General features: G+C 63.3%; 22 protein-coding genes and 1 pseudogene. 14 read left to right on the plus strand and 9 right to left on the minus strand.

Annotated features, from left to right (window positions below):
- Window positions 1–817 precede the first annotated feature (817 nt).
- From ACIQTZ_RS14310 to ACIQTZ_RS14350, 9 genes are all read left to right on the plus strand, one after another.
- Window positions 818–1,372, plus strand: a complete 555-nt coding sequence (locus tag ACIQTZ_RS14310) for an RNA polymerase sigma factor (protein ID WP_402981804.1) — start codon at window positions 818–820, stop codon at window positions 1,370–1,372.
- Window positions 1,369–2,169 (plus strand): hypothetical protein, encoded by an 801-nt coding sequence (locus ACIQTZ_RS14315; RefSeq protein WP_402981806.1) that lies wholly within the window; start codon window positions 1,369–1,371, stop codon window positions 2,167–2,169. The genes ACIQTZ_RS14310 and ACIQTZ_RS14315 overlap by 4 nt, the downstream gene beginning before the upstream one ends.
- Before the next feature lie 38 nt (window positions 2,170–2,207).
- On the plus strand, window positions 2,208–2,633 hold the full coding sequence (locus ACIQTZ_RS14320) for a CoA-binding protein (protein ID WP_400336286.1): 426 nt from the start codon (window positions 2,208–2,210) through the stop codon (window positions 2,631–2,633).
- A 114-nt stretch (window positions 2,634–2,747) separates the two neighbouring features.
- Window positions 2,748–3,581, plus strand: coding sequence for a polysaccharide deacetylase family protein (locus ACIQTZ_RS14325; protein WP_402981808.1), 834 nt, complete (start codon window positions 2,748–2,750; stop codon window positions 3,579–3,581).
- Window positions 3,582–3,614: 33 nt separating this feature from the next.
- Window positions 3,615–4,037, plus strand: a complete 423-nt coding sequence (locus tag ACIQTZ_RS14330; RefSeq protein WP_402981810.1) for an MmcQ/YjbR family DNA-binding protein — start codon at window positions 3,615–3,617, stop codon at window positions 4,035–4,037.
- A gap of 257 nt (window positions 4,038–4,294) precedes the next feature.
- Window positions 4,295–5,704 (plus strand): N-acetylglucosamine/diacetylchitobiose ABC transporter substrate-binding protein, encoded by a 1,410-nt coding sequence (ngcE, locus tag ACIQTZ_RS14335; protein ID WP_400336281.1) that lies wholly within the window; start codon window positions 4,295–4,297, stop codon window positions 5,702–5,704.
- Complete coding sequence (locus ACIQTZ_RS14340; RefSeq protein WP_402981812.1) at window positions 5,701–6,726, plus strand: carbohydrate ABC transporter permease; 1,026 nt, start codon at window positions 5,701–5,703, stop codon at window positions 6,724–6,726. Before ngcE ends, ACIQTZ_RS14340 begins: the two co-directional genes overlap by 4 nt.
- The gene (locus ACIQTZ_RS14345) at window positions 6,726–7,619 is read left to right on the plus strand and encodes a carbohydrate ABC transporter permease (RefSeq protein ID WP_400336277.1); all 894 of its coding nucleotides are present in this window, start codon (window positions 6,726–6,728) and stop codon (window positions 7,617–7,619) included. The genes ACIQTZ_RS14340 and ACIQTZ_RS14345 overlap by 1 nt, the downstream gene beginning before the upstream one ends.
- A 135-nt stretch (window positions 7,620–7,754) precedes the next feature.
- Window positions 7,755–8,078: a putative quinol monooxygenase gene (locus tag ACIQTZ_RS14350; RefSeq protein ID WP_400336275.1), complete on the plus strand. Its 324-nt coding sequence runs from the start codon at window positions 7,755–7,757 to the stop codon at window positions 8,076–8,078.
- A gap of 115 nt (window positions 8,079–8,193) precedes the next feature.
- Here the strand turns inward: ACIQTZ_RS14350 and ACIQTZ_RS14355 are convergent, their stop codons facing one another.
- The 4 genes from ACIQTZ_RS14355 to ACIQTZ_RS14370 form a co-directional block, all read right to left on the minus strand.
- The gene (locus tag ACIQTZ_RS14355) at window positions 8,194–8,487 is read right to left on the minus strand and encodes a DUF503 domain-containing protein (protein WP_402946282.1); all 294 of its coding nucleotides are present in this window, start codon (window positions 8,485–8,487) and stop codon (window positions 8,194–8,196) included.
- A 5-nt stretch (window positions 8,488–8,492) separates the two neighbouring features.
- Complete coding sequence (locus ACIQTZ_RS14360) at window positions 8,493–8,954, minus strand: hypothetical protein (RefSeq protein WP_402946284.1); 462 nt, start codon at window positions 8,952–8,954, stop codon at window positions 8,493–8,495.
- Window positions 8,947–9,393, minus strand: a complete 447-nt coding sequence (locus ACIQTZ_RS14365) for a DNA/RNA non-specific endonuclease (RefSeq protein WP_402981814.1) — start codon at window positions 9,391–9,393, stop codon at window positions 8,947–8,949. Before ACIQTZ_RS14365 ends, ACIQTZ_RS14360 begins: the two co-directional genes overlap by 8 nt.
- Before the next feature lie 653 nt (window positions 9,394–10,046).
- A complete protein-coding gene (locus ACIQTZ_RS14370; RefSeq protein WP_402981816.1) occupies window positions 10,047–11,297 on the minus strand; it encodes a hypothetical protein in 1,251 nt (416 codons plus the stop codon).
- A gap of 396 nt (window positions 11,298–11,693) precedes the next feature.
- Between ACIQTZ_RS14370 and ACIQTZ_RS14375 the strand changes: the two genes are divergently transcribed.
- From ACIQTZ_RS14375 to ACIQTZ_RS14385, 3 genes are read left to right on the plus strand one after another with little or no spacing between them, the layout of a single operon-like run.
- Window positions 11,694–12,872, plus strand: a complete 1,179-nt coding sequence (locus ACIQTZ_RS14375; protein WP_402981818.1) for a GGDEF domain-containing protein — start codon at window positions 11,694–11,696, stop codon at window positions 12,870–12,872.
- Window positions 12,869–13,372, plus strand: a complete 504-nt coding sequence (locus ACIQTZ_RS14380) for a hypothetical protein (protein ID WP_400270966.1) — start codon at window positions 12,869–12,871, stop codon at window positions 13,370–13,372. Before ACIQTZ_RS14375 ends, ACIQTZ_RS14380 begins: the two co-directional genes overlap by 4 nt.
- The gene (locus ACIQTZ_RS14385) at window positions 13,369–14,712 is read left to right on the plus strand and encodes a putative bifunctional diguanylate cyclase/phosphodiesterase (RefSeq protein ID WP_402981820.1); all 1,344 of its coding nucleotides are present in this window, start codon (window positions 13,369–13,371) and stop codon (window positions 14,710–14,712) included. The genes ACIQTZ_RS14380 and ACIQTZ_RS14385 overlap by 4 nt, the downstream gene beginning before the upstream one ends.
- 48 nt (window positions 14,713–14,760) lie before the next feature.
- On the opposite strand, the gene purL is transcribed toward ACIQTZ_RS14385, so the two are convergent.
- From purL to purS, 3 genes are read right to left on the minus strand one after another with little or no spacing between them, the layout of a single operon-like run.
- A complete protein-coding gene (purL, locus tag ACIQTZ_RS14390; RefSeq protein WP_402981822.1) occupies window positions 14,761–17,070 on the minus strand; it encodes a phosphoribosylformylglycinamidine synthase subunit PurL in 2,310 nt (769 codons plus the stop codon).
- The gene (gene purQ / locus ACIQTZ_RS14395) at window positions 17,067–17,825 is read right to left on the minus strand and encodes a phosphoribosylformylglycinamidine synthase subunit PurQ (protein WP_402981824.1); all 759 of its coding nucleotides are present in this window, start codon (window positions 17,823–17,825) and stop codon (window positions 17,067–17,069) included. Before purQ ends, purL begins: the two co-directional genes overlap by 4 nt.
- 1 nt (window position 17,826) lies before the next feature.
- Window positions 17,827–18,078 (minus strand): phosphoribosylformylglycinamidine synthase subunit PurS, encoded by a 252-nt coding sequence (gene purS / locus ACIQTZ_RS14400; RefSeq protein WP_011773385.1) that lies wholly within the window; start codon window positions 18,076–18,078, stop codon window positions 17,827–17,829.
- A 284-nt stretch (window positions 18,079–18,362) separates the two neighbouring features.
- Here purS and ACIQTZ_RS14405 point away from each other — a divergent pair, with 284 nt between their 5' ends.
- Both ACIQTZ_RS14405 and ACIQTZ_RS14410 read left to right on the plus strand, forming a co-directional pair.
- The gene (locus ACIQTZ_RS14405) at window positions 18,363–18,569 is read left to right on the plus strand and encodes a hypothetical protein (protein WP_402946295.1); all 207 of its coding nucleotides are present in this window, start codon (window positions 18,363–18,365) and stop codon (window positions 18,567–18,569) included.
- A 113-nt stretch (window positions 18,570–18,682) separates the two neighbouring features.
- A complete protein-coding gene (locus tag ACIQTZ_RS14410) occupies window positions 18,683–18,973 on the plus strand; it encodes a DUF1540 domain-containing protein (RefSeq protein ID WP_397326439.1) in 291 nt (96 codons plus the stop codon).
- 60 nt (window positions 18,974–19,033) lie between these two features.
- Here the strand turns inward: ACIQTZ_RS14410 and ACIQTZ_RS14415 are convergent.
- Window positions 19,034–19,982 (minus strand): annotated as a pseudogene (locus ACIQTZ_RS14415) (manganese catalase family protein).
- 123 nt (window positions 19,983–20,105) lie between these two features.
- Window positions 20,106–21,044, minus strand: a complete 939-nt coding sequence (locus ACIQTZ_RS14420; RefSeq protein ID WP_402981825.1) for an NAD(P)-dependent oxidoreductase — start codon at window positions 21,042–21,044, stop codon at window positions 20,106–20,108.
- Between the last annotated feature and the right edge of the window lie 61 nt (window positions 21,045–21,105).

Genomic DNA, 21,105 nt, shown 5'->3' on the forward strand with positions numbered 1-21,105 from the left:
GAACACCAACCCAAGCGATCAGGGACCACGAAGTCTGGAGGTCAGAACCCCCACGGGACACCGCTACCAATCCACAGCCCCACCACTCCCCGGAAGCGGCAACCCAGCCGCTGAACATGCTGACGGGTCACCTGTTAACGGGTCCGTTGTGGCGGGAGACCCGGGAGGGCTGCTGGTCGACGGGAACCTTAGGGCGGGAGACCCGGACGGGCGGCTGGTCGACGGGAACCTGGGGGCGGGAGACCCGGAGGGGCAGACAGGAAACCCGGGAAGCCGACCCGAAGCCAGGTTTGGGAAGCAAACCCGGCCGCGGGCAACAGCAACGGCGACGGCTCGTTAGTGGGAGTACCTGACGCTAAGAGCCACGGGGCTCTTCCGGCCCACCTGAGGCATACCTCGACAGGTCCGCCGTGGGTCGCTAGCAGCGCTGCCGTGGGTCGCAAGCAGCCTGGCCGTGGGTCGCAAGCAGCCATTCCGTTGGCTGCCAGCAGCCAAGCCGAGGCATCCAAGGCAGCCCACCAAAAACGCCCGCCAAAAAACTTTTCAAAAAAGTTCGTACCCCGCGTAACCCTTTGGCGTCCCCCAACGATTACCTCTTTGAAAGGGCCGAGCTGGAATTTGTCCCCCATCATGTTCCAGCTCGGCTCTTCTTTCGTCTCAAGGCGGTTTCCGGATTCAACGGAGATTTCCGGGAGACATGCAGGGTGTCCTTTGGGCCGCCCGGCAGAACAGATAACCTAGGTGAGGTTGTGCGCCCATCGACGGCGCACAGCTTGGCTGAAAGCCGCGGACCTGCCACCGATCGAAAGTCTCTTCTGTGACCGACGCATTGACCGATGAAGCGCTGCACGCGCTGAAGGGCAATAACGCGGAACTGTTCAGCGCCGTTTACCAGGCCTACGCGGGCCAGGTCCTCGGTTACTTGACGGCCAAAGGTGTACCCGATCCCGAAGCCGTCACCCAGGACGTGTTCCTGGCCGTCCTGCCCAGGCTTGATGATCTCAGCGGTGGCGTCAGCGGGCTGCGGACTTTCGTCTTTTCGGTGGCGCACGCCCGCATGGTTGACGAGCATCGGAAGCAAAGCCGGGCTCCTGAGCAGCACGAGTTCGAGGCTGACCGGGACACCCGCGCTTCGGAGTCTGCCGAATCGGTGGCCATGGAACTGCTGGGCCCCGGCGAGGTCCTGAAGCTTCTGGACGGCTTGGGAGAGGACCATCGGGAGGTCCTTGCCCTCCGAATTGTCGCGGGACTGACGGTGGAACAGGTTGCCGACATCATGGGGAAATCGGCCGGAGCAGTTAAGCAGCTGCAACGGCGGGCATTGATCACGCTCCGTGAGCACTCGGTGGTAAAGGAATACGTGTCGTCATGACATATAAGGATGTGGAACGCAGGGCTGTGGTTGACGAGCTCCTGCTTGACGCCGACCTGGACGGCGACTCCGATCTTCGGACAACACTGCTTTCCGTGGGCTCGTACGCCAGCCTTCCGGCGCCCACCCCGAACGCCGAACTCGCAGCGATGTTGGCCGGTCCCCATGACGAATTGAGCAAGCGGCGCTGGAAGCGCAAGCACCGTGCCGCCGTCGTCAGCGTTGCAGTGGCGGCTGCCATGGGACTTGGCGTCAGCGGGGTGGCGGCGGCGAGCTCCGGGTTCACGCGGCATCCGGCCTTCATCGACGAACTGTTCGGAAACCTGGCACCGCATGCAACGGCCGGTCCGACGGCGCTGCCCACCCCTGATGCCCCCAAGGTGGCCACTGAGGAGGGGCGTCAGGTGGACCCGGCGGCGATTCCGGCTCCGGCGATCACGGGAGACCCGGTGCCCACAACGGCGCCCGCCCCGGTGATTTCAGCTCAAAGCACTCCGGCAGCAGACCCAGCGGCGCAAGCGCCTGCCGCCCAGCCAGCAGCCCCAAATACCGAGGCGACCCGGGGCCAGGCGGCCAAGCCCGCCGAGACCAAGCCAAGCGACCCGGCTGCCAAGCCCGGTCCGGTCAAGCCCAGCAAACCGACCAAGCCGGAGCAGGACGGACAGGACAAAAAGCAAGGCAACGGCCACACGAAAGCCAACGCCGACGGACAAAGTCAGGACGGCGACGACCTTGCCGGCCGCTTGCCCTCGTTCATGGACAAACTGAAAGAGTGGTTCACGCCGTCAACGCGCTGATCCGCGGACGCGCCGCGCTCGACAGGTAGGCTGGAGCGATGATGCAGGTCAACGACCCGGCCGTCGTCGAGCGGTTGATGCGGACAAAAGGCACCTGGGCCATTGTGGGCCTCAGCAACAACGAGTGGCGCTCGGCCTACGATGTCGCGCTCTACGTTCGGGACAAGATGGGCATGGAAATCATCCCCGTGAATCTCAAGGGCGAGGAAGTCCACGGCGAGAAGGGCTATCAGACCCTCGCCGAGATCCCTGCCGAAAAGCACCCCATCGACGTCGTGGATTGCTTCGTCAATTCCGAGCGCGTCGGCGCGGTCATAGACCAAGCGATAGCGGTGGGCGCCAAGGCCGTCTGGCTTCAGTTGGGCGTGTTCGACGACGCCGCTTGCCAACGCGCGCGGGATGCCGGACTCGATGTGGTAGTCAACTCCTGCCCGGCGCGCGAAGGCTGGCACTACGGCTTGTAAAGAGCGCGCCGATTCTCCTGCTAATCTGCGACTGAATCATTCCTTAGTCCATGGGGGACAGCCGTGTGTGAGCAGCATTCTGCGGTGCAATTTTCCGCGCCCAGCAGGCGGGCCATGTTGGGCGTACTTGGCGCATCGGTGGTCGCCGGACTGACGGCGTGCAGCGTCGGCGAAAGTACGACGACGGGGCTGCCGCCGGCTACGCCGACTGCCTCGCCCGACCCGCCCGCCGGCAACGGCGCCCTGGCCGCGGGTGGCGAGATCCCGACGTCGTCCGCTCCATCACCGACGCCGACTCCGACAGCCACCAAGCGGATCCGCCGCACGTTCATCCCGGACTACCAGTTGCCGCCGATCGTGGGCGGTCTCGCCCCGGTGATCACCAAGATTCCCACGCAGCATCCCGTGGTGTTCCTGACCATCGACGACGGCAACATCAAGACGCCGGAGTCGGTGAAGCTCATGGCCGAGTATGACTACCCGGCGTCGCTGTTCCTCACCAGGGACACGATCGCCGACAACCCGGCGTTCTTCAAAGCCTTCCAAGCCCAGGGCAGCCTGGTGGAAAACCACACGGTAAGCCACAACATCAACATGGTGCGGCAGTGGGGCTACCAGCAGCAGCTCAATGACATGGTGGGGATGCAGGACTACGCCGCGCAACAGTACGGCCGCAAGCCCACGCTGTTCCGTCCGCCGGGTGGAGCGTATTCCAACGTGATGCGCCAGGCCGTCGCGGCCGCGGGCATGAAGGCGATCGTCACCTGGGAAGCCAAAGCGAACGCCGGCAAGATGGACTATCAGGTGGGGAACTCGCTGCGGCCAGGCGACATTGTGCTCATGCATTTCCGGGCCGAATTCGCCGCCGACCTCGCCGCGTTCCGTGCAGCCCAGCTCGCCGCGGGCTTGGAAGTGGTGCTGCTGGAGGACTTCCTGGGCGTCGCCTAAGGGTGCGCACAGGTGTACTAGTACCCTCGAACAATGGACGTTCCCAGCCTTCGCGAGATTTGCCTCAGCTTTCCCGGTGCGTTCGAGGACTTCCCGTTCGGGCCCGAAACGTCGGTATTCAAAGTACGGTCGGCCGTTGCGGGCGGTGCCCGGCACGAGGCCAAGATGTTTGCGCTGTCGGCCATGAATCCGGACGACTGGTCCGTGAGCCTGAAGTGCGAACCAGCGCTGGCGGAGCAGCTGCGGGCAGCCCACCCTGAGATCACGGGTGCGTGGCACATGAACAAGACGCACTGGAACGGCGTCCGCCTGGACGGTGGCCTGCCGGATGACATGATCCGGGACATGGTTGAGGATTCCTATGACCTGGTGGTTGCGACGCTCAGCCGCAAGCAGCAGGAACAGCTTGGTTGGGCACGGCTGGCCAGCCCTCGAAGGGACTCCAGCGCCGGGTAAAACGCCCTGTGCAAGCACTCCCCACGCCGCCATGTTGGGTCTAGATTGAGAGTGCACACCGGCAAAACCTGGTTCTTACATTTGATCACGCTTTGACAAATCTTGATTGAAACTGCCAAGAAATATTGATTTTCGATCATTCGTGGTGAAGTATGTCACACGAAGGTTGGCGTCCCAGAGCGCCAGCCCCAGACTGTCCCACCCTCCGGCCCCAGCTGGATCAGGTGGACATAACGAGTCACTAAAGGGGTATTGAAATGACCATTCAGCACCAGTCCCTTGGCCGCCGCGGATTCCTGCGCGGAGCACTTGCTGCAGCTGTGCTCGTCCCCATGGGCGGGACCATCGCGTCGTGTGCAGCCGGCGGTGGCGGAACCTCCACCGGACCCACGGGTACCGTCTCGGACACCAACCCGTTTGGCATGGCGGACAAAGCCACCGTTGACGCCGTGATCTTCAAGGGCGGCTACGGGATCGACTATGTCGAGTTCGCCGGCAAGGCCTTCGAAAAGGCGCATGACGGCTCAACCGCCAAGATTGCCCCGTCCACGGATATCGCCCAGGAACTCCAGCCGCGCTTCGTCGGTGGCAACCCGCCGGACCTGATCGACAACTCCGGTGCCAAGGCCATCGGCTTCAGCACCATCCTGGCCCAGCTTGAGGACCTCAACAGCGTGGTGGAGGCCAAGAACCTGGAGGGCAAGGTCATCAAGGACACCCTTTACACCGGTGTCCTGGCACCAGGGACCTTCGATGGCAAGCTTGCTGCCCTGAACTACGTCCTTACCGTTTTCGCCGTGTGGTACTCGGACGCCCTCCTCAAGGACAACGGCTGGACCGTTCCGAAGACCTGGGATGAGATGTACACCCTCGGCGAGCAGGCCAAGGCCAAGGGCAAGTACTTGTTCGTCTGGGGCAAGGAAGCCGCCACGTACTACCAGGAAATGGCCATCGCGTCGGCCATCAAGGAAGGCGGCGACGAGGTCCGCCTGTCACTGGAGAACCTGAAGGCAGACTGCTGGTCGCACCCCGCCATCCAGTCCGTGTTCACCGCACTGGACAAGATCGTCAAGGCCGGCTTCTTCAAGCCGGGCGGTTCCGGAACACAGTTCACGGCAGCCCAGGCGCAGTGGAGCAACGCCCAGGAAGCCGTGTTCTACCCGTCCGGTTCGTGGATCGAGAACGAAATGAAGGACCAGACCAAGGCAGGCTTCAACATGACGGGTGCGCCCGTGCCGTCGGTCAGCGCCAGCCCGAAAATGCCGTACGCCTCCCTGCACAGTGCAGCCGGCGAGCCGTTCGTTGTTCCGTCCCAGGGCAAGAACGTGGCCGGTGGCAAGGAATTGCTGCGCGTCATGCTGTCCAAGGACGCCGCAACCAACTTCGCCAAGACCAAACTGGCCCCCACCATCGTCAAGGACACCGTTCCCGAAGACGGCTTCGGCTCCACGGCACTCGTTTCGCAGACCAAGCTGCTCAAGGACGCCGGGGACAACATCTACACCTGGAACTTCATTGACCTCTACGGCACCAACAAGGACCAACTGGTTGTGTGGAACACGTTCCTCGACGGCAAGTCGGACGTGGCAACGCTGACCTCGGCGCTGCAGAACATCACGGACAAGGTCCGCAACGACAGCTCGGTCAAGAAGATTGAAGTGAAGTGACAGCAGTGAAAACGCAAGCGAGCCGGAACGATGACGGCACGGCCGCCGTCGTTCCGGCCACGGCTCCACCACTAATGGTCAAGCGGCGCCGCAAGCCGCTGACGTGGGACAAAGCCAGCTTCTTCCTGGTGTTCCTCGGACTGCCGCTGGTCATTTATCTCGTGTTCGTGATTTGGCCCTTTATCCAGGCCTTCGGCTACTCATTGACCGACTGGTCCGGCTTCTCGCCCAACCAGAACTTCATCGGCCTGGATAACTACGCCAAGATCTTTACCGACGACATCTTCATGAAGGCCATGGGGAACAACATCCTCCTGGTCATCTTCCTGCCGATCATCACCATCATCCTGAGCCTGGTCCTGGCCACGCTGGTGACTGTGGGCGGGAGCAGCAAAGGCCAGATCAAGGGCCTGCGGAACTCCAGCTTCTACCGGGTTGTTTCTTTCTTCCCTTACACCATCCCGGCCATCGCCATCGGCATCATGTGGGGGCAGATCTACGATCCCTCGGGCGGCCTGCTCAACGGCCTCCTCCGGGGCATCGGCTTGGAGCAGTTCAAGGACTTCGCGTGGCTGGGCAACAAGGACACGGCCATGATCGCCACGATGTTCGTGATCGTCTGGGGCTTTGTTGGCTTCTACATGGTGCTGTTCGTAGCAGGCATCAAGGGCATTCCGGCTGAATTGTTCGAGGCGGCCAGGATTGATGGGGCCGGCCGGTTCCGCACCGCCGTCTCCATCACCATCCCGTTGATCCGGGACAACATCCAGACCGCCTACATCTACATGGGCATCCTGGCCTTGGACGCCTTTGTCTACATGGCCGCACTGAACTCCGGCGGTGGTCCGGACAACTCAACACTGGTCATGTCCCAGCAACTGTTCTTCACGGCCTTCAGCAAGGGCCAATTCGGGCTGGCAAGTGCCATGGGCGTCGTCCTGGCAGTGACCACGCTGATCTTCTCCGGCCTGGTGTTCGTTGTTAATAGGCTCACCGGCGGCGATAAGGATGTGAGCAACTGATGACTACCAAGGTCGCACCTCCGGAAATGAAGTCCTTGCACTTCCAACCGCGCACCCCCGCCACCACGCCCGGCGACAAAGTAGTTGGCGCCATCTCGCACACGGCGCTGACCATCTGGTCGCTCATCGTGATCCTGCCGCTCTTGTGGACGTTCATGTCCTCGTTCAAGACGTCCAGCGAGATCTTCGCCTCCCCGTTCGCCTTGCCCTCCCAGTGGCGTTTCGACAACTACGTCAAGGCGTGGAGCGAGGCCGGAATTGGCAGCTACTTCCTCAATTCCGTGATCGTGGTGGGTTGTGCGCTGGTGATCGTCATGGTGCTTGGCGCCATGTGTGCCTACGTCCTGGCCCGCTACACCTTCCCGGGCAGCAAGGCCATCTACTACCTGATGCTCGCCGGCCTGACGTTCCCGATCTTCCTGGCCATGGTTCCGTTGTTCTTTGTGATGCGGAACATCGGGCTGCTCAACACCCTGCCCGGCCTGATCCTGGTGTACGTCGGCTTCGCGCTGCCGTTCACGGTGTTCTTCCTGTTCTCCTTCTTCAAGTCGCTGCCCCACGAAATCACGGAGGCTGCGGCGTTGGACGGAGCAGGGGAGTGGCGGACGTTCTTCCAGGTCATGCTGCCGATGGCCAAGCCGGGCCTCGCCTCGGTTGCCATCTTCAACTTCCTGGGCCTCTGGAACCAGTTCCTCATCCCGGTGTCCATCAACGCAGCCGGCCCGCGGGTCCTGTCGCAGGGTCTCGCCGCTTTTGCCGGCCAGATGGGCTATGCAGTGGACTTCGGAGCATTGTTCGCGGCCGTGACAGTGACGGTGGTCCCGGTGCTGATCGTCTACATCATCTTCCAGCGCCAACTGCAGGGCTCTGTTTCACAGGGAACCATGAAGTAAGACGGGGAACCATTAAGTAGCGCAAGCCAGCTAAAAACGCCCGACGGCGGTTCGCACCTTGGGTGCGGACCGCCGTCGGGCGTTACTTCTGAAAGGATGGAAGGAAACCTACCGTCCACCGAAAGGCCGAAGCCCGTGATCTTCATCGTCGTTAAATTCAACGTCAAGCCCGACTGGTCGGAACGTTGGCTGGACCTGGTGGCCGACTTCACCGAGGCCACCCGCGCCGAGCCCGGCAACCTGTGGTTCGACTGGTCCCGCAGCGTGGACAATCCCAACGAGTTCGTCCTGGTCGAAGCGTTCCAGGATGACGCCGCAGAGGCCCACGTCACGAGCGATCACTTCAAGAAGGCCATGGCTGACATGCCCCAGGCCCTCGCCGAGACGCCGCACATCATCAGCCGCCAGCTCGAAGGCAGTGGCTGGGACCGGATGGGCGAGCTGACCATCGAGGCATAGGCGTACCGCCACCACCTACTTTGACCTCGAACGCCCCCGACACGCCCTTGCTACAGGCCTGTTGGGGGCGTTTGCGCGCCAAAGTGGTTCGTGTGGGCACGCCAGCAGGTGGCCACTAGTCCTCGCTGTGGAGTTCCCTCTGCCGCGCGCTGAGCAGCTCAAGCTCAGGCCGGGACGCCACGAACCGTTCAACGGCGTCGAGCACTTCCCTCAAGTGCGCGTGATCCGAGGCGACCATCGCTGCACCCACCATGGCGCGGCGGTGTTGGTCCTGCAGGCCCGTTTCCGAAGCCGAGACGTCGAAGCGCCGCTTCAGCTCGGCGACCAGCGGCCTGACCAGGGAGCGCTTTTCCTTCAGGCTGTGCACGTCGCCCAGGAGCACATCGAATTCGATCCAGCCAATCCACATGGATGCTATTGTCCCGCGGCCTCTTCCAGTTTTTGTTTCAGCCACCCTGGTTGCTTCGCCGCAGCCCGCGGGAATCGCGACTGGTCTTTGGCGTAAACTTCGGGATCGACATCGATCTCCCACTGCGGTTCGTCGTCAAAATTAAAGTCTATCGTGACGCTTCCGGAAGCAGTAACTATGGTGCGTATTCCAAACCATGTCCCCAACCCTGTGCGATAAGAGGCCTGCCGGAGCTCCTGCATTGCACGGGAGATCTCAAAGGATCCGCCATGGTCGTTGAATCGTCCTTCGCTGGAGGCGAATTGTCCAGCCGGGTTGTAGACGCGTATATGCTGCTCATTCGTGGTTGACGTGACGCTGGCAATGAACTCCACGCGGTCGTCCGCCGGGCCGATCAGTCGATGAAGCAGTGAGCCGAGTTTATCGAAGGCTTCGCGTTCGGCGAGGAGATTCCCTTGTTCAGTCATTCTGGAATTCCTTTCTGACCTTTGGCCTATCATCTATGCGAAATTCCACGGCAAACACGTCAGCCAGACGATTCGGAGTGGGAAAGTTGGACAGGAAATCAACTTCAATTTTGGTCAACGGATCGGCTTTCAACAATGAACGCCACATGTTTTCAACGTTGAAAAAGCTGTCGCCAGCCCCTCTATTGAGCTGTTGCAGCATAGCAAGAATATTGATGTCTTCTCCGCCTCCGCCGAAGCCGTTGGCAAAGACATGGCCACCTTCGTACCCGTCTCCACCAATGCGGCCTATGCGCGACTGTATGGATTCGGATCGATCGGCGCTGCCCAGCGCGAGTTGATCTGTGTGACCCAGAACCGAACGCCCCTCCGCATCAGTGACAAATACATGCGCGTGACTTGCCCCGGCGACTGGATTGGGCACTTCGGGATGAACCACGTAAGTGGTGTTTGGCTGGGTGTGTATCAAGTCGGCATTTAGACTTCCACGGTCGCCGTATCGCGTCTCCACATACGACACTTTCCCGTTGTCGTCGGTGTAGAAGTCCCCTCTGCCTTCAACTGAATAGACAGTATTGGGCTCCAGATCTTCGCGTGCTGCGAACGCCGTTCTCGACGATGGTCCACTTGCCCTTGGCACGTGAACGAGTCGCTCCACCGGAGGGCGTGGGTGGTCTCGCGGACTGCGAGGGAGATCAATGCTGCTAAGACCGCGGCGTGGCTGGGGGGTGGGACTGTGTAGCTCCGGCGGCACCGTCGGTTCAGGGCGAGTGTGCGGGACGCCGACGGGGTCAGTGGTGGTGGGGTTGAAGCGGTGGGTCAGGCGGGCTCTGTCGATGGGGTCGGGGTTGGGTCCGGTTTCGGGGGCGGGGGTGTTCCTGGCCCGGTTGTCGATGTCGTCGGTCCAGCGGCCATTTGACGGTGTCCGGGTTGCCGGGGTGGGGTTGGTGTGGTGTTCGTTGAGCCAGCGGGTGGCCGGCCCAGGCCCACCAGTACCGGCAGAGGCAGCCCCTGGTGTGGTCGTTCCTGTGGGGACGCCTGCGGTGGCTGGTGCGGGGTTGGTGTAGTCCTCGATGGTTCTACCTACGGTGGTCAGGAATTCCTGGACGCGGGCGATGCCCGTGTCGAGGTTCTTCGCCCTCTCGGCGGCCGTTGCGGACCCGAGCACGGCGCTGGATTTAGTGGCCGTGGTCCCGAGCGCGGCAGCGGCTTCCTCCGGCACGGCCGTTCCCGCCGCACCGGCACCGGCACCGGCTTCGGTGATCGTCGTTGTTTTGGTGATTGTGGTGGGCAGGCCACGGAGCCGATTGGTGAGGGCCGTGATGCGGGCCTCGAGGGTGAGGCCGCCACCGGCGCCCCTGTTGCTGCGGTGGCGAGGTCGAAGGCGGTTTGCCCGCCGGCGCGCCAGTAATCGGTGGCCCATTCGTCGGCGTGCACGGTTTCCCGGATCGCGGCGGCGGCGGTCAGGAGCGCTTCGATATCGCCCTCGTCCATGTCCGTGAAGCCCCGGTCGATCACGGCCTTGGCCCGGAACACCGCAGCACCCAACGCCCCCACACCCTGCCAGGTCTGGGCTTGCTGGGTTTTGTCTTTCGTTCCGAACAGCGTGTACAGGCCCTGGACCGCGCCGACGGCGGCGGTCCCGAAACCCTGCACCGCGGACAGGCGGCCCTCATGCCGGATAGACACCGCCGGCCCCCACGGCAGGTCAGGGACCGCCGCGTCGGTACCCAACTGGTGCTGCAGCCAACTGAACCCGTTGGCGACCTGGTCCGTGGAGGAGAACACGGTCCGCCGCGGCACCTCCACCGGGGTGTAGCCGGGCCCGTGCGTCAGGGCGGAGAGTTCGTTGGCGCATTGGGTGTCGGAGTCCAGGATCGCCTGGGCGAGCCCGGACGCGGAGGACATGAGTTGTTGGTGGGTGTCCACGATCTGGGCCTTCGTGTGCCAGTCGTCGTTGGCCAGGATCACCGCGTCCAACGCCTGCACCTCAGCCCGGAGCCTGGTGATGCGGCGTTTGAAGTCCCTTGCCCTGTCCGCGTATCCGTACAGGGCCCGCGCCGCCGCCCCGGTCAGGTCCTTCAGCCGGGCGGCTTTGGCCAGGGCCGGGGTGAACGCGCCGAACACTTGTTCGGCTTCCGGGGTCCGGTAGAACGCCCGGAGCCCGGACCAGTTCCGGGCCGCGTCCTGCACCCCGTGATGGAACCCGACCCCGGCAACGATCATCGACTGGACCTGGGCGTCCAACACCTCAGGATCCGGCAACGGCGGCAACGCGTCCAGATTGATCCCCGACCCACCACCACCGGACGGGACACACACCTGCGTGAAATCCCCACTCATTGATCGATCCCGTTCATGGCCCAGCCCCAATCCGCCGTTGCTTCACGAGGAAGCCTGCCCCACAAAATCGCGTCTAGGTGGCGATATAGATTCCGTAGGTGTTGGCCATCCGCGGAATCTCGGGGTTCCTGTAATGCCGAATCGGTCAAAAGCTAAAAATTAGGGGTTTTGAGAAATCGTCTAGGTGGTGGCTTTGGGCTTTCTTGATCCAATCTTGAGGAAATGCCGCAGGGAGGTTGAGCCAACGGGATCACACTGAAACCACGGATCACCCAGGGGGGAGATGAGTGGACATGGGCAATATTGCTGGCCGGTGCAACACGTGGGCAGGTGCTGCTTTGACAGGAACCCCGTCATGGTAGAAATTGGCGTGGGACCAACTGGCAGGAGCTAACCATGGTGCTCGACGCTTTCTCGGTGAGGGTAGCCCTCGGTGTGGTCACCCTGACCCTCTTTGTGCTGTTCTTCACCTCGTACCGACGCACCAAGTCGCCATATGCGGGCTGGTGGGGCATTGCCTTGCTGGAATACATGCTCGGCAACGCGGCCTTCCTGCTCAACGGTACGCTCCACCAAACCTGGGCGAACCCCTTGGGTAACGTCCTGGTGGTGGCCGGTTCCTACAGCGTTTGGGCGGGAGCCCGCACGTTGCGGGATAAGAAGGCAGCTCCCTGGCAGCTTGCCATCGCACCTTTGATTACGGCCGTGGCCTCCGCCCTGGAGAATCCCGCCACCAACGTGTGGTCCGGAGGCTTTGTGTACCTGGGCATGATGACTATTGGCATTGCGCTGGCCGCCAAGGATCTCTGGTTCATCAAGGCCTCGCTCTCGCAAGTGCACAAGGGTTTGTCCATTGCGGCAGGCTTGCTGGCCGTCTACTATCTGGGCCGGTGGGCCGTGTATGCGGTGGAGGGGCCCGTCAGCCCAATGTTCCAAACCTACTTCGGTCCGGCACCGTCGGGCCTGGTATCGCTGGTGCTGCTGGTCACCGTGTCCTTCAGCATGACGGCACTCAGCAGCGACCAACTGATCAAGGGACTCCGTGAACGCGCCAGCAGGGACCACCTGACCGGGCTCCTCAACCGCGGCACGTTCCTGGACCTGGCCGGCACCGAACTAAACCGCCTGCGGGGCACCGACTCGAGTGCCGCCGTCGTGCTGGCCGATCTGGACCACTTCAAGGCGGTCAACGATGAACACGGCCACCGTGCCGGCGATGCCGCCCTCAAGGCGTTCGCCGAGGCCTGCCGTGCCAGTGTTCGTTCCACGGATCTTGTGGGCCGCTACGGCGGGGAAGAGTTCGTCCTCTTCCTGCCCGGTGCCACGCAGGAGCGTGCGGAAAACGTGGCGGTGGAGATCAGCCGCCGCATGTCCACCATGGAAGTGCCCGGAGGCGGCACGTTCCCAACAGTCAGCTACGGGGTCACATCCAGCACTCCGGCCACCGCGGACCTCACCTTCATGATCGAAGTTGCGGACGCGGCACTCTACAGCGCCAAGGCGCAAGGACGAAACAGGATTGTCGGAGCAGACCGCCTCGGGGCGGCCACTATCGCTGATGAGGCACGATCATGACCATCAATGGACTGACCACCAGGATCCAGATCCAGCACACCCAGGAGCTGAACGCGTTCCGGCAGGACATCACCAGCCCGCCCTACCAGGCCGGCACCGCCACAGCGCTGAACACTGCCCGCCGGTCGGTCCGGATGAATCCGGTCCAGTCGGTGGAGGACGGTAATGCGAGCCTGACCATCGTGGCCGACGTCCAAGGCCTCGCGTGGTTCACGGCGGACAAGGGCCTGCAGGGGAGCTGCATCACCCTTTCCATCGCGGGACACCGCCGCGCCACCGGCACGCGTCTTTCCTTGCCGCTGGCCGAATGTGACGCCTGGATCGAGGCGATCCTCGGCGGCTCCTGGATCACCCACGTTTACCGTTCCGGGGCCAGTCCGGAGCCGGGTGGGAAGCTGGATGTTGCGTCCTACCGGCTCTTCCTGGACGAGCGCAGCAACCCCGTTGCCAAACCGAAGTCCGTGGTAGACGACAGCTTGCGCCGCTTGGAATTGTCTTGAACGCCAAGGGCGAGCTTCACCCGGCCCGCCAGTCCGAGGGACGCGAGCCGCGTACGGACCCGTTGACGGGGCTCGGCGACCGGTTTGCCTTGGAGAGCGTCCTGGTGGAGGTACAAAAGGCAGAGGGAGGCTTGCCCGCAGCCTTGCTGTTGCTGGACCTTGACGGCTTCAAAGCCCTGAAGAAATCGGTGGGCCATGCGGCCGCGGACCAGGTCCTGATGACCGTCGCCATGCGCCTCCGCGAAACAGTGGGGGAGCACGACGTCGTCACTCGCCTGGGTGGCGACGAATTCGCGGTGCTGTTGCGCGCCACCCCTCTTGCCAGGGCTACCGCCGCCGGGAACCGCATCCTGGCAGCGCTGGAACCCGAGATCGATCTCGGGACCGAAAGCGTCCAGTGCAGGGCCAGCGTGGGGCTGCGGATGGTTGAACCGCACCACTCGCCCAGTGAGCTGCTCCTTGAAGCGGACATGGCCATGGAGGAATCCAAGGCCGAGGGCCGGAACAAGGTCAAGAACTTCGATCCCTCCACCCTTCTGGCGCGCCAACTCCAGCGGCAAATCGTGGGGGACTTGGCCCAAGCCATAGACTCCGACCAGTTGGTGTTGTACTACCAGCCGATCGTTGAACTGGCTACCGGACGCCTCCAAGGCAGCGAAGCACTGGTCCGTTGGAACCACCCCGAGCACGGGCTCATCATGCCGGACCGCTTCATTCCCATCGCCGAGTCTTCCGGCCTGATCGCGAAGCTGGGCCGCTGGGTACTGCGGACCTCCGTGGCTCAGTTGGCCCAGTGGCGGCAGGACCCGGAAACCGTGCACCACGACTTCACCATGCGCATCAACGTTTCCGCACCGGACCTGCAAAGCCTGGAATTCGTGGACGACGTCCGCGAAGCCCTGTCCGCGGCCGGGCTTCCTCCCGAGTCGCTGGTCCTGGAACTCACCGAGAGCGCCATCATCCAAAACAACGAACTCGACCGGTACACGCTCATGAGCCTGCACCGCCTGGGCGTGGGCCTGGAGATCGACGATTTCGGCACGGGGTATTCCTCCATGGGGTACCTCAGGAAACTGCCTGTGGACCACGTGAAGGTGGACCGGGAGTTCGTCCGGGACCTGGGGAAGGACGACACCCAGCTGACGTTCCTCGCCGCCATCCAGCAAGTGATCCGGTCCTGCGGGCTGGACGGGATCTGGGAAGGGATCGAGACGGCAGAGCAGGCCGAGGCCCTGCGGAGCATCGGATGCACCAGCGGCCAAGGCTACTATTTTGGGCGTCCCGTGCCGGGGCCCGAGTTCACGGAGAACCTGAAGCGGCAGCAGACCTGGCCTGGGTAAACAAAAAACGCGGGACCACGTGCGTGGTCCCGCGTTTTTTGGCTTCTGCTAGCCGAAGTACTTCGGCAGCGTGCCTTCGTGGGCTTCGTTGAGGGCGTCCAGGGAGAGTGCGTCAACGCCGTTGATCTCCAGCTTTCCACCGGCGGCGTCAACAACGCCGATCCGGAGGTGGGCGAAGCCACGGGCGGTGCACATGTCCTTGAAACGGACTTCCTCGGAGCGCGGCACGGACACGATCGCACGGGCCTGGGACTCGGAGAACAGGGCCGTGAACAGGTCCACGCCGTCACGCTCCATGAGTTCCTCGAGGGCGATCCGAGCGCCAACGCCGTAGCGCAGCGAGGACTCCACGAGCGCAGCCGCGAGGCCACCTTCGGAGAGGTCGTGCGCGGCGTCCACCATGCCATCGCGGGAAGCGTTGATGAGGATCTCACCAAGTTCACGCTCGGCCGCGAGGTCCACCTTCGGCGGCTGTCCACCGAGGTGTCCGCGCAGGTTGGACCACTCGGAGCCATCCAGTTCAGCTGCGGTGGTGCCGAGCAGGTAGATTGCCTGCCCGTCCTCGCGCCACCCCGACGGCGTGCGGCGGGCGACGTCGTCGAGCTTGCCCAGGACTGCCACCACGGGGGAGGGGTGGATGGGCGTGGTGCCGGTCTGGTTGTACAGGGACACGTTGCCGCCGGTCACCGGAACGCCCAGTTCCATGCAGGCGTCCGACAAGCCGCGGATGGCCTCGGCGAGCTGCCACATGACATCCGGGTCCTCGGGGGAACCGAAGTTCAGGCAGTCGCTGACGGCCATGGGCACCGCGCCGGAGGTGGCGACGTTGCGGTAGGCCTCGGCCAGTGCCAGCTGAGCACCCTGGTATGGGTCCAGGTAGGTGTAGCGTCCGTTGGCGTCGGTGGCCAAGGCGACGCCCAGGCCGGACTCCTCGTCAACGCGGATCACGCCGGCGTCATCCGGGAAGGCCATGGCCGTGTTGCCGCCAACGTAGCGGTCGTACTGCTTGGTGATCCAGGACTTGCTGCACATGTTGGGCGACGCAACGAGTTCGGTGACGGCCGCGGCCAGCTCGGAGGGAGCGGACGGGCGGTTGGCGTCTTCCACGGATCCGGTGAAGGCGTTGGCCTGGACGGAATCCTGCCACTCCGGGCGGGCGTACGGGCGGTCGTAGACCGGGCCGTCGTGCGCAACGGTGCGGGGATCGACGTCGACGATTACCTCGCCTTCCCAGGTGATGATGAGGCGACCGGTATCGGTCACTTCACCCAGCCACGAGTACTCCACGGCCCACTTGTCCATCACAGCCTCGAACGCTTCCACGTTCTCCGGGGTGACGATTGCCATCATGCGTTCCTGCGACTCGGACATGAGGATCTCGCCCGGGGTCAGCGTGGGGTCGCGCAGCAGCACCGAGGTCAGCTCAACCTGCATGCCGCCGTCGCCGTTGGAAGCGAGCTCGGACGTTGCACAGGAGATGCCTGCGGCGCCGAGGTCCTGGATGCCTTCAACCAGGGAGCCCTTGAAGAGCTCGAGGCAGCACTCGATGAGCACCTTCTCGGCGAAGGGGTCGCCCACCTGTACGGCGGGGCGCTTGGAGGGCTTGGTGTCGTCGAAGGACTCCGAGGCCAGCACCGAAGCGCCGCCGATGCCGTCGCCACCCGTGCGGGCACCGAACAGGACAACCTTGTTGCCCTTGCCGGAAGCGTTGGCCAGGCGGATGTCCTCGTGGCGCATGACGCCAACGGCCAGTGCGTTTACCAGCGGGTTGCCCTGGTAGACGGAGTCGAAGACCATCTCGCCGCCGATGTTCGGCAGGCCAAGGCAGTTGCCGTAGCCGCCGATGCCGGCAACGGCACCGTGCATGACGCGGGCGGTGTCAGGGTGGTCGATCGCGCCGAAACGCAGCGGGTCCATCACGGCAACCGGGCGGGCACCCATGGAGATGATGTCGCGGACTATGCCGCCGATGCCGGTAGCGGCACCCTGGTACGGCTCAACGAACGACGGCGAGTTGTGGGACTCGATCTTGAACGTCACGGCCCAGCCGTCGCCCAGGTTGGTGACACCGGCGTTCTCGCCGATGCCCACCAGCATGTCCTTCTTCATCTCCTCGGTGACCTTGTCGCCGAACTGGCGCAGGTGGTTCTTGGAGGACTTGTAGGAGCAGTGCTCGCTCCACATCACGGAGTACATGGCCAGCTCGGCGCCGGTGGGGCGCCGGCCCAGGACCTTGACGATCTCGTCGAATTCGTTCTGCTTCAGGCCCAGTTCGGCCCACGGAAGTTCCGTGTCCGGGGTCTTGGCAGCGTGCTCAACGGTATCGATGTTGAACTTCTTGGTGGTTTCCGTGGTCACTTGTCGCCTCCCACAATCTTGGTCAAAACGGAGGTGAAGAAACCGAGGCCGTCGGTGCCGTCGTTGGTTGACGGGCCGAAGCCTGCCTCAACGGCGTGCTCGGGGTGCGGCATGAGGCCCACCACGTTGCCGGCGGCGTTGGAGATGCCGGCGATGTCCCGGCGGGAGCCGTTCGGGTTGAAGCCCACGTAGCGGAACACCACGCGGCCCTCGGCCTCCAGGGCATCGAGGGTCTTCTCGTCGGCAATGTACTGGCCATCCTGGTTCTTCAGGGGCACAGTGATTTCCTGGCCGTTCTGGTAGTCCACGGTCCATGCGGTGTTGGCGTTCTCCACGCGCAGCACCTGGTCGCGGCAGATGAACTTCAGATGGTCGTTCTTGATCATGGAACCGGGCAGCAGGTGCGACTCGGTCAGGATCTGGAAACCGTTGCAGATGCCCAGGACGGGCAGCTTGGCGTCGGAGTTCGCGGCGTCGATGATCTTGGACATCAGCGGTGCGAAGCGGGAAATGGCGCCTGCACGGAGGTAGTCGCCGTAGGAGAAACCGCCGGGGACCACCACGGCGTCAACGTCGCCGAGTTCGGTGTCCGCGTGCCAGAGCGGAACCGCCGTGGCGCCTGCAAGCCGTACCGCGCGGGCGGCGTCGCGGTCGTCCAGGGTACCGGGGAAGGTAACGACGCCGATTTTGGCGCCGGCCAAGCGGGGCTCTGCGGCGACGGCCACAGCCTCGCCAATCAGGGGGAGTGACGTCATCTCAGGCCTCGACGACCTCGACGTTGACAACATCCTCGATCACCGGGTTGGAGAGCAGCGTCTCAGCCGCCTCGCGTGCCTGTGCCAGGATTGCGTCGGTCACCTCGCCGTCGACCGTCAGTTCGAAGCGCTTGCCCTGGCGGACTGCGCTGAAGCTGTTGAAGCCGAGGCGGGGCAGTGCACCCACGATGGCCTTCCCCTGGGGGTCCAGAATCTCGGGCTTGGGCATGACGTCAACGACGATCCGGGGCATCCGGTAACTCCTGTGCGTGAGTTGGGTGAACCTTTAAATAAGGCTGCCGCGGAGGATGCCGTCTCACGCCGTTCAGCCGCGTTCGAACTATGTCCCGAAAACGGTGTCCTGAAACGGTGTGGGGGCGCTCCGCGAGCTTGCACGTCTATCCTACCGGGAGGAGCGCACATACCCTATTCAGCGCGTTTGCGCGAGGAGCCCCCGCCGATTCGGGGGGAAATTCCCTGCGATCAGGGCCCGACGGCGGTCTGGCAGCAGGTGCGTGGCGTCACTAGGATGGCGGCATGGCTGAGAAACCGAAGTCGATGGTGCTGGGCGTGATGGCCGTAGCTGTTTTCGCCGGGCTGGGGCGCATGGTCGTCCAGAAAATCAAGGCGGACAGGGCTGCCCGCGAGCAGCGGCTGGTGGCCCCCCTGGACAAGGAAACGCTGGAGAAGATCAGCCGCGCGGTCCGGACTCCAGGCCAGTTCCTGCGGGCTCCAGGCAAATGAACGGATTAGCGAACGTACAAATGCGCTAATCAACCGGGTTAAACCCCCGGAATCAGGCGTACTTTGGGTAGTACATCCGGGGTTCAGCCCCTTGGCCCACACCAGGAGGAACAATGACCGAACATGTTGCCGAAGTATCCGCCTGCAGCGTCGGAACGTGCGGGTTCAACCACAACGGTTGTACCGCCTTTGGAATCACCATCGGTGGCACTCAGGACCACGCATCCTGCGCCACGTTCATCGACACGAACACCATGGGCGGACTGCCCAAGGTCCTTGCGCACGTTGGTGCCTGCCAGCGTTCCGAATGCGTCCACAACAACAACTTGATGTGCGAAGCCCACGATGTGAAGGTTGGCCCCGGCGCCGATTCCGCTGACTGCCTCACGTACGAGCACGCCTGATACCCATCCGCGAAAAGCGGGCACGTCCCTGACGGACGCGCCCGCTTTTTTTGCGGATTCCTACGTGGTTTCCTTGGGGCTGTTCGCGTCCTTGAGTTCCTGCTCCGCAGTGGCTTGGATCAGGGCGATGAGTTCGGGATCCAGTCCGGGTGCGAATTCTTCCTTGCGCTCCGGTGAGATGGTGATGGGGGCTCCCCTTGGGCATGGTGTCCGTGGACAATTCCGTTCCGTCGTTGGAGGGGGAGGTTCCGCGAAAGAGCTTGCCTGCCTCGCTGAGGTTATCGGCGCTGAAAGTGTATTGGATGCTTTGCAGGTCCTTGTCCAGGAGTTTCTTGACCTCCGGGAACTGCTCGGCGTTGGTTTTGGGAATCGGCAGGACCTTGCCCCAATTGACGCCCAGGCTTTCCAGGGCCTTGGCGTAGGCGTTTTCGTGGGCCTGGTCGCGGACGATCAGGTACGCGATGGTGGATCGGGCGGTTTCGTTTTCCGTCATCTCGTAAATGCGGCACTTCTGCAGCCGGCCGGTGGATTCGAGCATGAGGTTGTACAGGAGGTCCAGGACAAGGTTGCCGCTGTTGTAGACGTAGGAGCCACTCCAGGGGTTGCCGGCGGCGTCAACGGGGAGTGCGCCTTGGGCGCCCACGAGGTAGTGGTGGATGTTGCTGGTGTCCAAAGCGATCTTCAGGGGAGTGGCCCCGCCTGCTCCGGGCTCGTCTACAGGATCGTTCTTCTTGCCTTGGTAGCGCGGTGATCCATCCAGGAGTTGGGAAATGGTGGTCCCGATCAACTCCACGTGGCTGATCTCCTCTGTGCCGATGCCCTGGAGGAGGTCCTTATAAGGCTTTGATGCTGCGTCGCCGCGGAAGTTCATGCTCTGGAACAGGTACTGCATCATGGTGCGCATTTCACCGAATTGCCCACCGAGCCCTTCCTGCAGGGCGTTTGCTGCGGCGGGATCCGGCTTGTCTGCTGCGATTTCGTTGATGAGAAGCTGGGTATGCAGGTACATTGCGACTCCTCACGTTGATACATGCTTTGTGGAGCGGAAACCCTCTGCTGGCCACCCCGGGTCCGCTAACCATAAGCATGCTTACTAATCGTGGGCAAGGGGCACCTGCATACCCCCTGTGGCCTAGCCGGCTACCAGGTTGGTCAGTTCCCGGCCTTCCTTGAGGGCTGCCAGGTTGGACAGCACCAGGGCCGATGAGCCCTTGGGCCGGTTTCCTGCAACGTGCGGGGTAATGATCAGGTTGGGCGCCGACCACAGCTCCGAATCCGCAGGCAGGGGCTCAACCTTGGTGACGTCCAGCGCAGCCGCGCGCAGGCTGCCGTTACGCAGTGCCGTCAGCAGGGCATCCTCGTCCACGGTGGCGCCGCGGCCCACGTTGACGAACACTGCCGTCCTCGGAAGGGCATTGAGCACCTCGGCGTTGAGTGAGCTTTCGGTTTCCGGAGTCGCCGGCAGGATGGAGACCAGCACGTCCGTGGTCTTCAGTACCTCGGGGAGTTCGGAGGTGGCGACCACCGGGAACCCATACCGCTCGCCGGCGGAATTCGCGACGCCCGTGACTTTGGCACCCAACGCGGCCAGCAGGGGAGCGAGCCGGCCGGCGATGGAGCCGAACCCCCAAATGGTGACCTTGGCGCCGTCGAGCGTGTAGAGCTGCTCGGTATCCGGCGACGACTGGGCCACGTTGTAATCGCGGTTCCAGGCGGAAGCTTTTTGGGACTCGGCCAGCACGTCCAGGCGCCGGACGGCCGCCAGGACCAAGGCCAGGGCGTGTTCGGCCACGGGGCCGTCGTGGAGTGAGCGGCCCGAGGTTATGGCCACGTTCTCTGCGAAGCCTGCGGCGAGGACGGAGTCCGGGCCTGCGGCGAGTGTTTGGACGAGCTTGAGGTCTCCGAGTCGTTCCGCTGCGTCGCTGAGGTTCGCCGCGGTGTTCTGCCAGACCACCAGGACCTCGGCGTCCGTGTGCTCATCAGGAATCGGCTGGTCGACCTGGTACGTGGCGACCGTTTCCCCTGATGCGCTCAGGTCCAGGGCGATGGTGTGGGGGACGAGGATTTTCACTGCGCAGCTCCATTACTGAGGGTTTGCCGGTATGTGTTCGACGTTAGTGCCTGCAGGCAGA

Origin of the sequence: Paenarthrobacter sp. NPDC090520, assembly GCF_044769205.1 — a bacterium.
Lineage (GTDB): Bacteria > Actinomycetota > Actinomycetes > Actinomycetales > Micrococcaceae > Arthrobacter.

Bases quoted from the DNA above. Each gene is read 5' to 3' on its own strand.
- ACIQTZ_RS14405 (WP_402946295.1), top strand. From the start codon at position 18,363: ATGGCTGAGAAACCGAAGTCGATGGTGCTGGGCGTGATGGCCGTAGCT.
- ACIQTZ_RS14345 (WP_400336277.1), top strand. From the start codon at position 6,726: ATGACTACCAAGGTCGCACCTCCGGAAATGAAGTCCTTGCACTTCCAA.
- ACIQTZ_RS14330 (WP_402981810.1), top strand. From the start codon at position 3,615: ATGGACGTTCCCAGCCTTCGCGAGATTTGCCTCAGCTTTCCCGGTGCG.
- purS (WP_011773385.1), bottom strand. From the start codon at position 18,078: ATGCCCCGGATCGTCGTTGACGTCATGCCCAAGCCCGAGATTCTGGAC.
- ACIQTZ_RS14315 (WP_402981806.1), top strand. From the start codon at position 1,369: ATGACATATAAGGATGTGGAACGCAGGGCTGTGGTTGACGAGCTCCTG.
- ngcE (WP_400336281.1), top strand. From the start codon at position 4,295: ATGACCATTCAGCACCAGTCCCTTGGCCGCCGCGGATTCCTGCGCGGA.
- ACIQTZ_RS14325 (WP_402981808.1), top strand. From the start codon at position 2,748: ATGTTGGGCGTACTTGGCGCATCGGTGGTCGCCGGACTGACGGCGTGC.
- ACIQTZ_RS14320 (WP_400336286.1), top strand. From the start codon at position 2,208: ATGATGCAGGTCAACGACCCGGCCGTCGTCGAGCGGTTGATGCGGACA.
- ACIQTZ_RS14410 (WP_397326439.1), top strand. From the start codon at position 18,683: ATGACCGAACATGTTGCCGAAGTATCCGCCTGCAGCGTCGGAACGTGC.
- ACIQTZ_RS14380 (WP_400270966.1), top strand. From the start codon at position 12,869: ATGACCATCAATGGACTGACCACCAGGATCCAGATCCAGCACACCCAG.
- ACIQTZ_RS14370 (WP_402981816.1), bottom strand. From the start codon at position 11,297: ATGAGTGGGGATTTCACGCAGGTGTGTGTCCCGTCCGGTGGTGGTGGG.
- ACIQTZ_RS14355 (WP_402946282.1), bottom strand. From the start codon at position 8,487: ATGTGGATTGGCTGGATCGAATTCGATGTGCTCCTGGGCGACGTGCAC.
- ACIQTZ_RS14360 (WP_402946284.1), bottom strand. From the start codon at position 8,954: ATGACTGAACAAGGGAATCTCCTCGCCGAACGCGAAGCCTTCGATAAA.
- ACIQTZ_RS14375 (WP_402981818.1), top strand. From the start codon at position 11,694: ATGGTGCTCGACGCTTTCTCGGTGAGGGTAGCCCTCGGTGTGGTCACC.
- purQ (WP_402981824.1), bottom strand. From the start codon at position 17,825: ATGACGTCACTCCCCCTGATTGGCGAGGCTGTGGCCGTCGCCGCAGAG.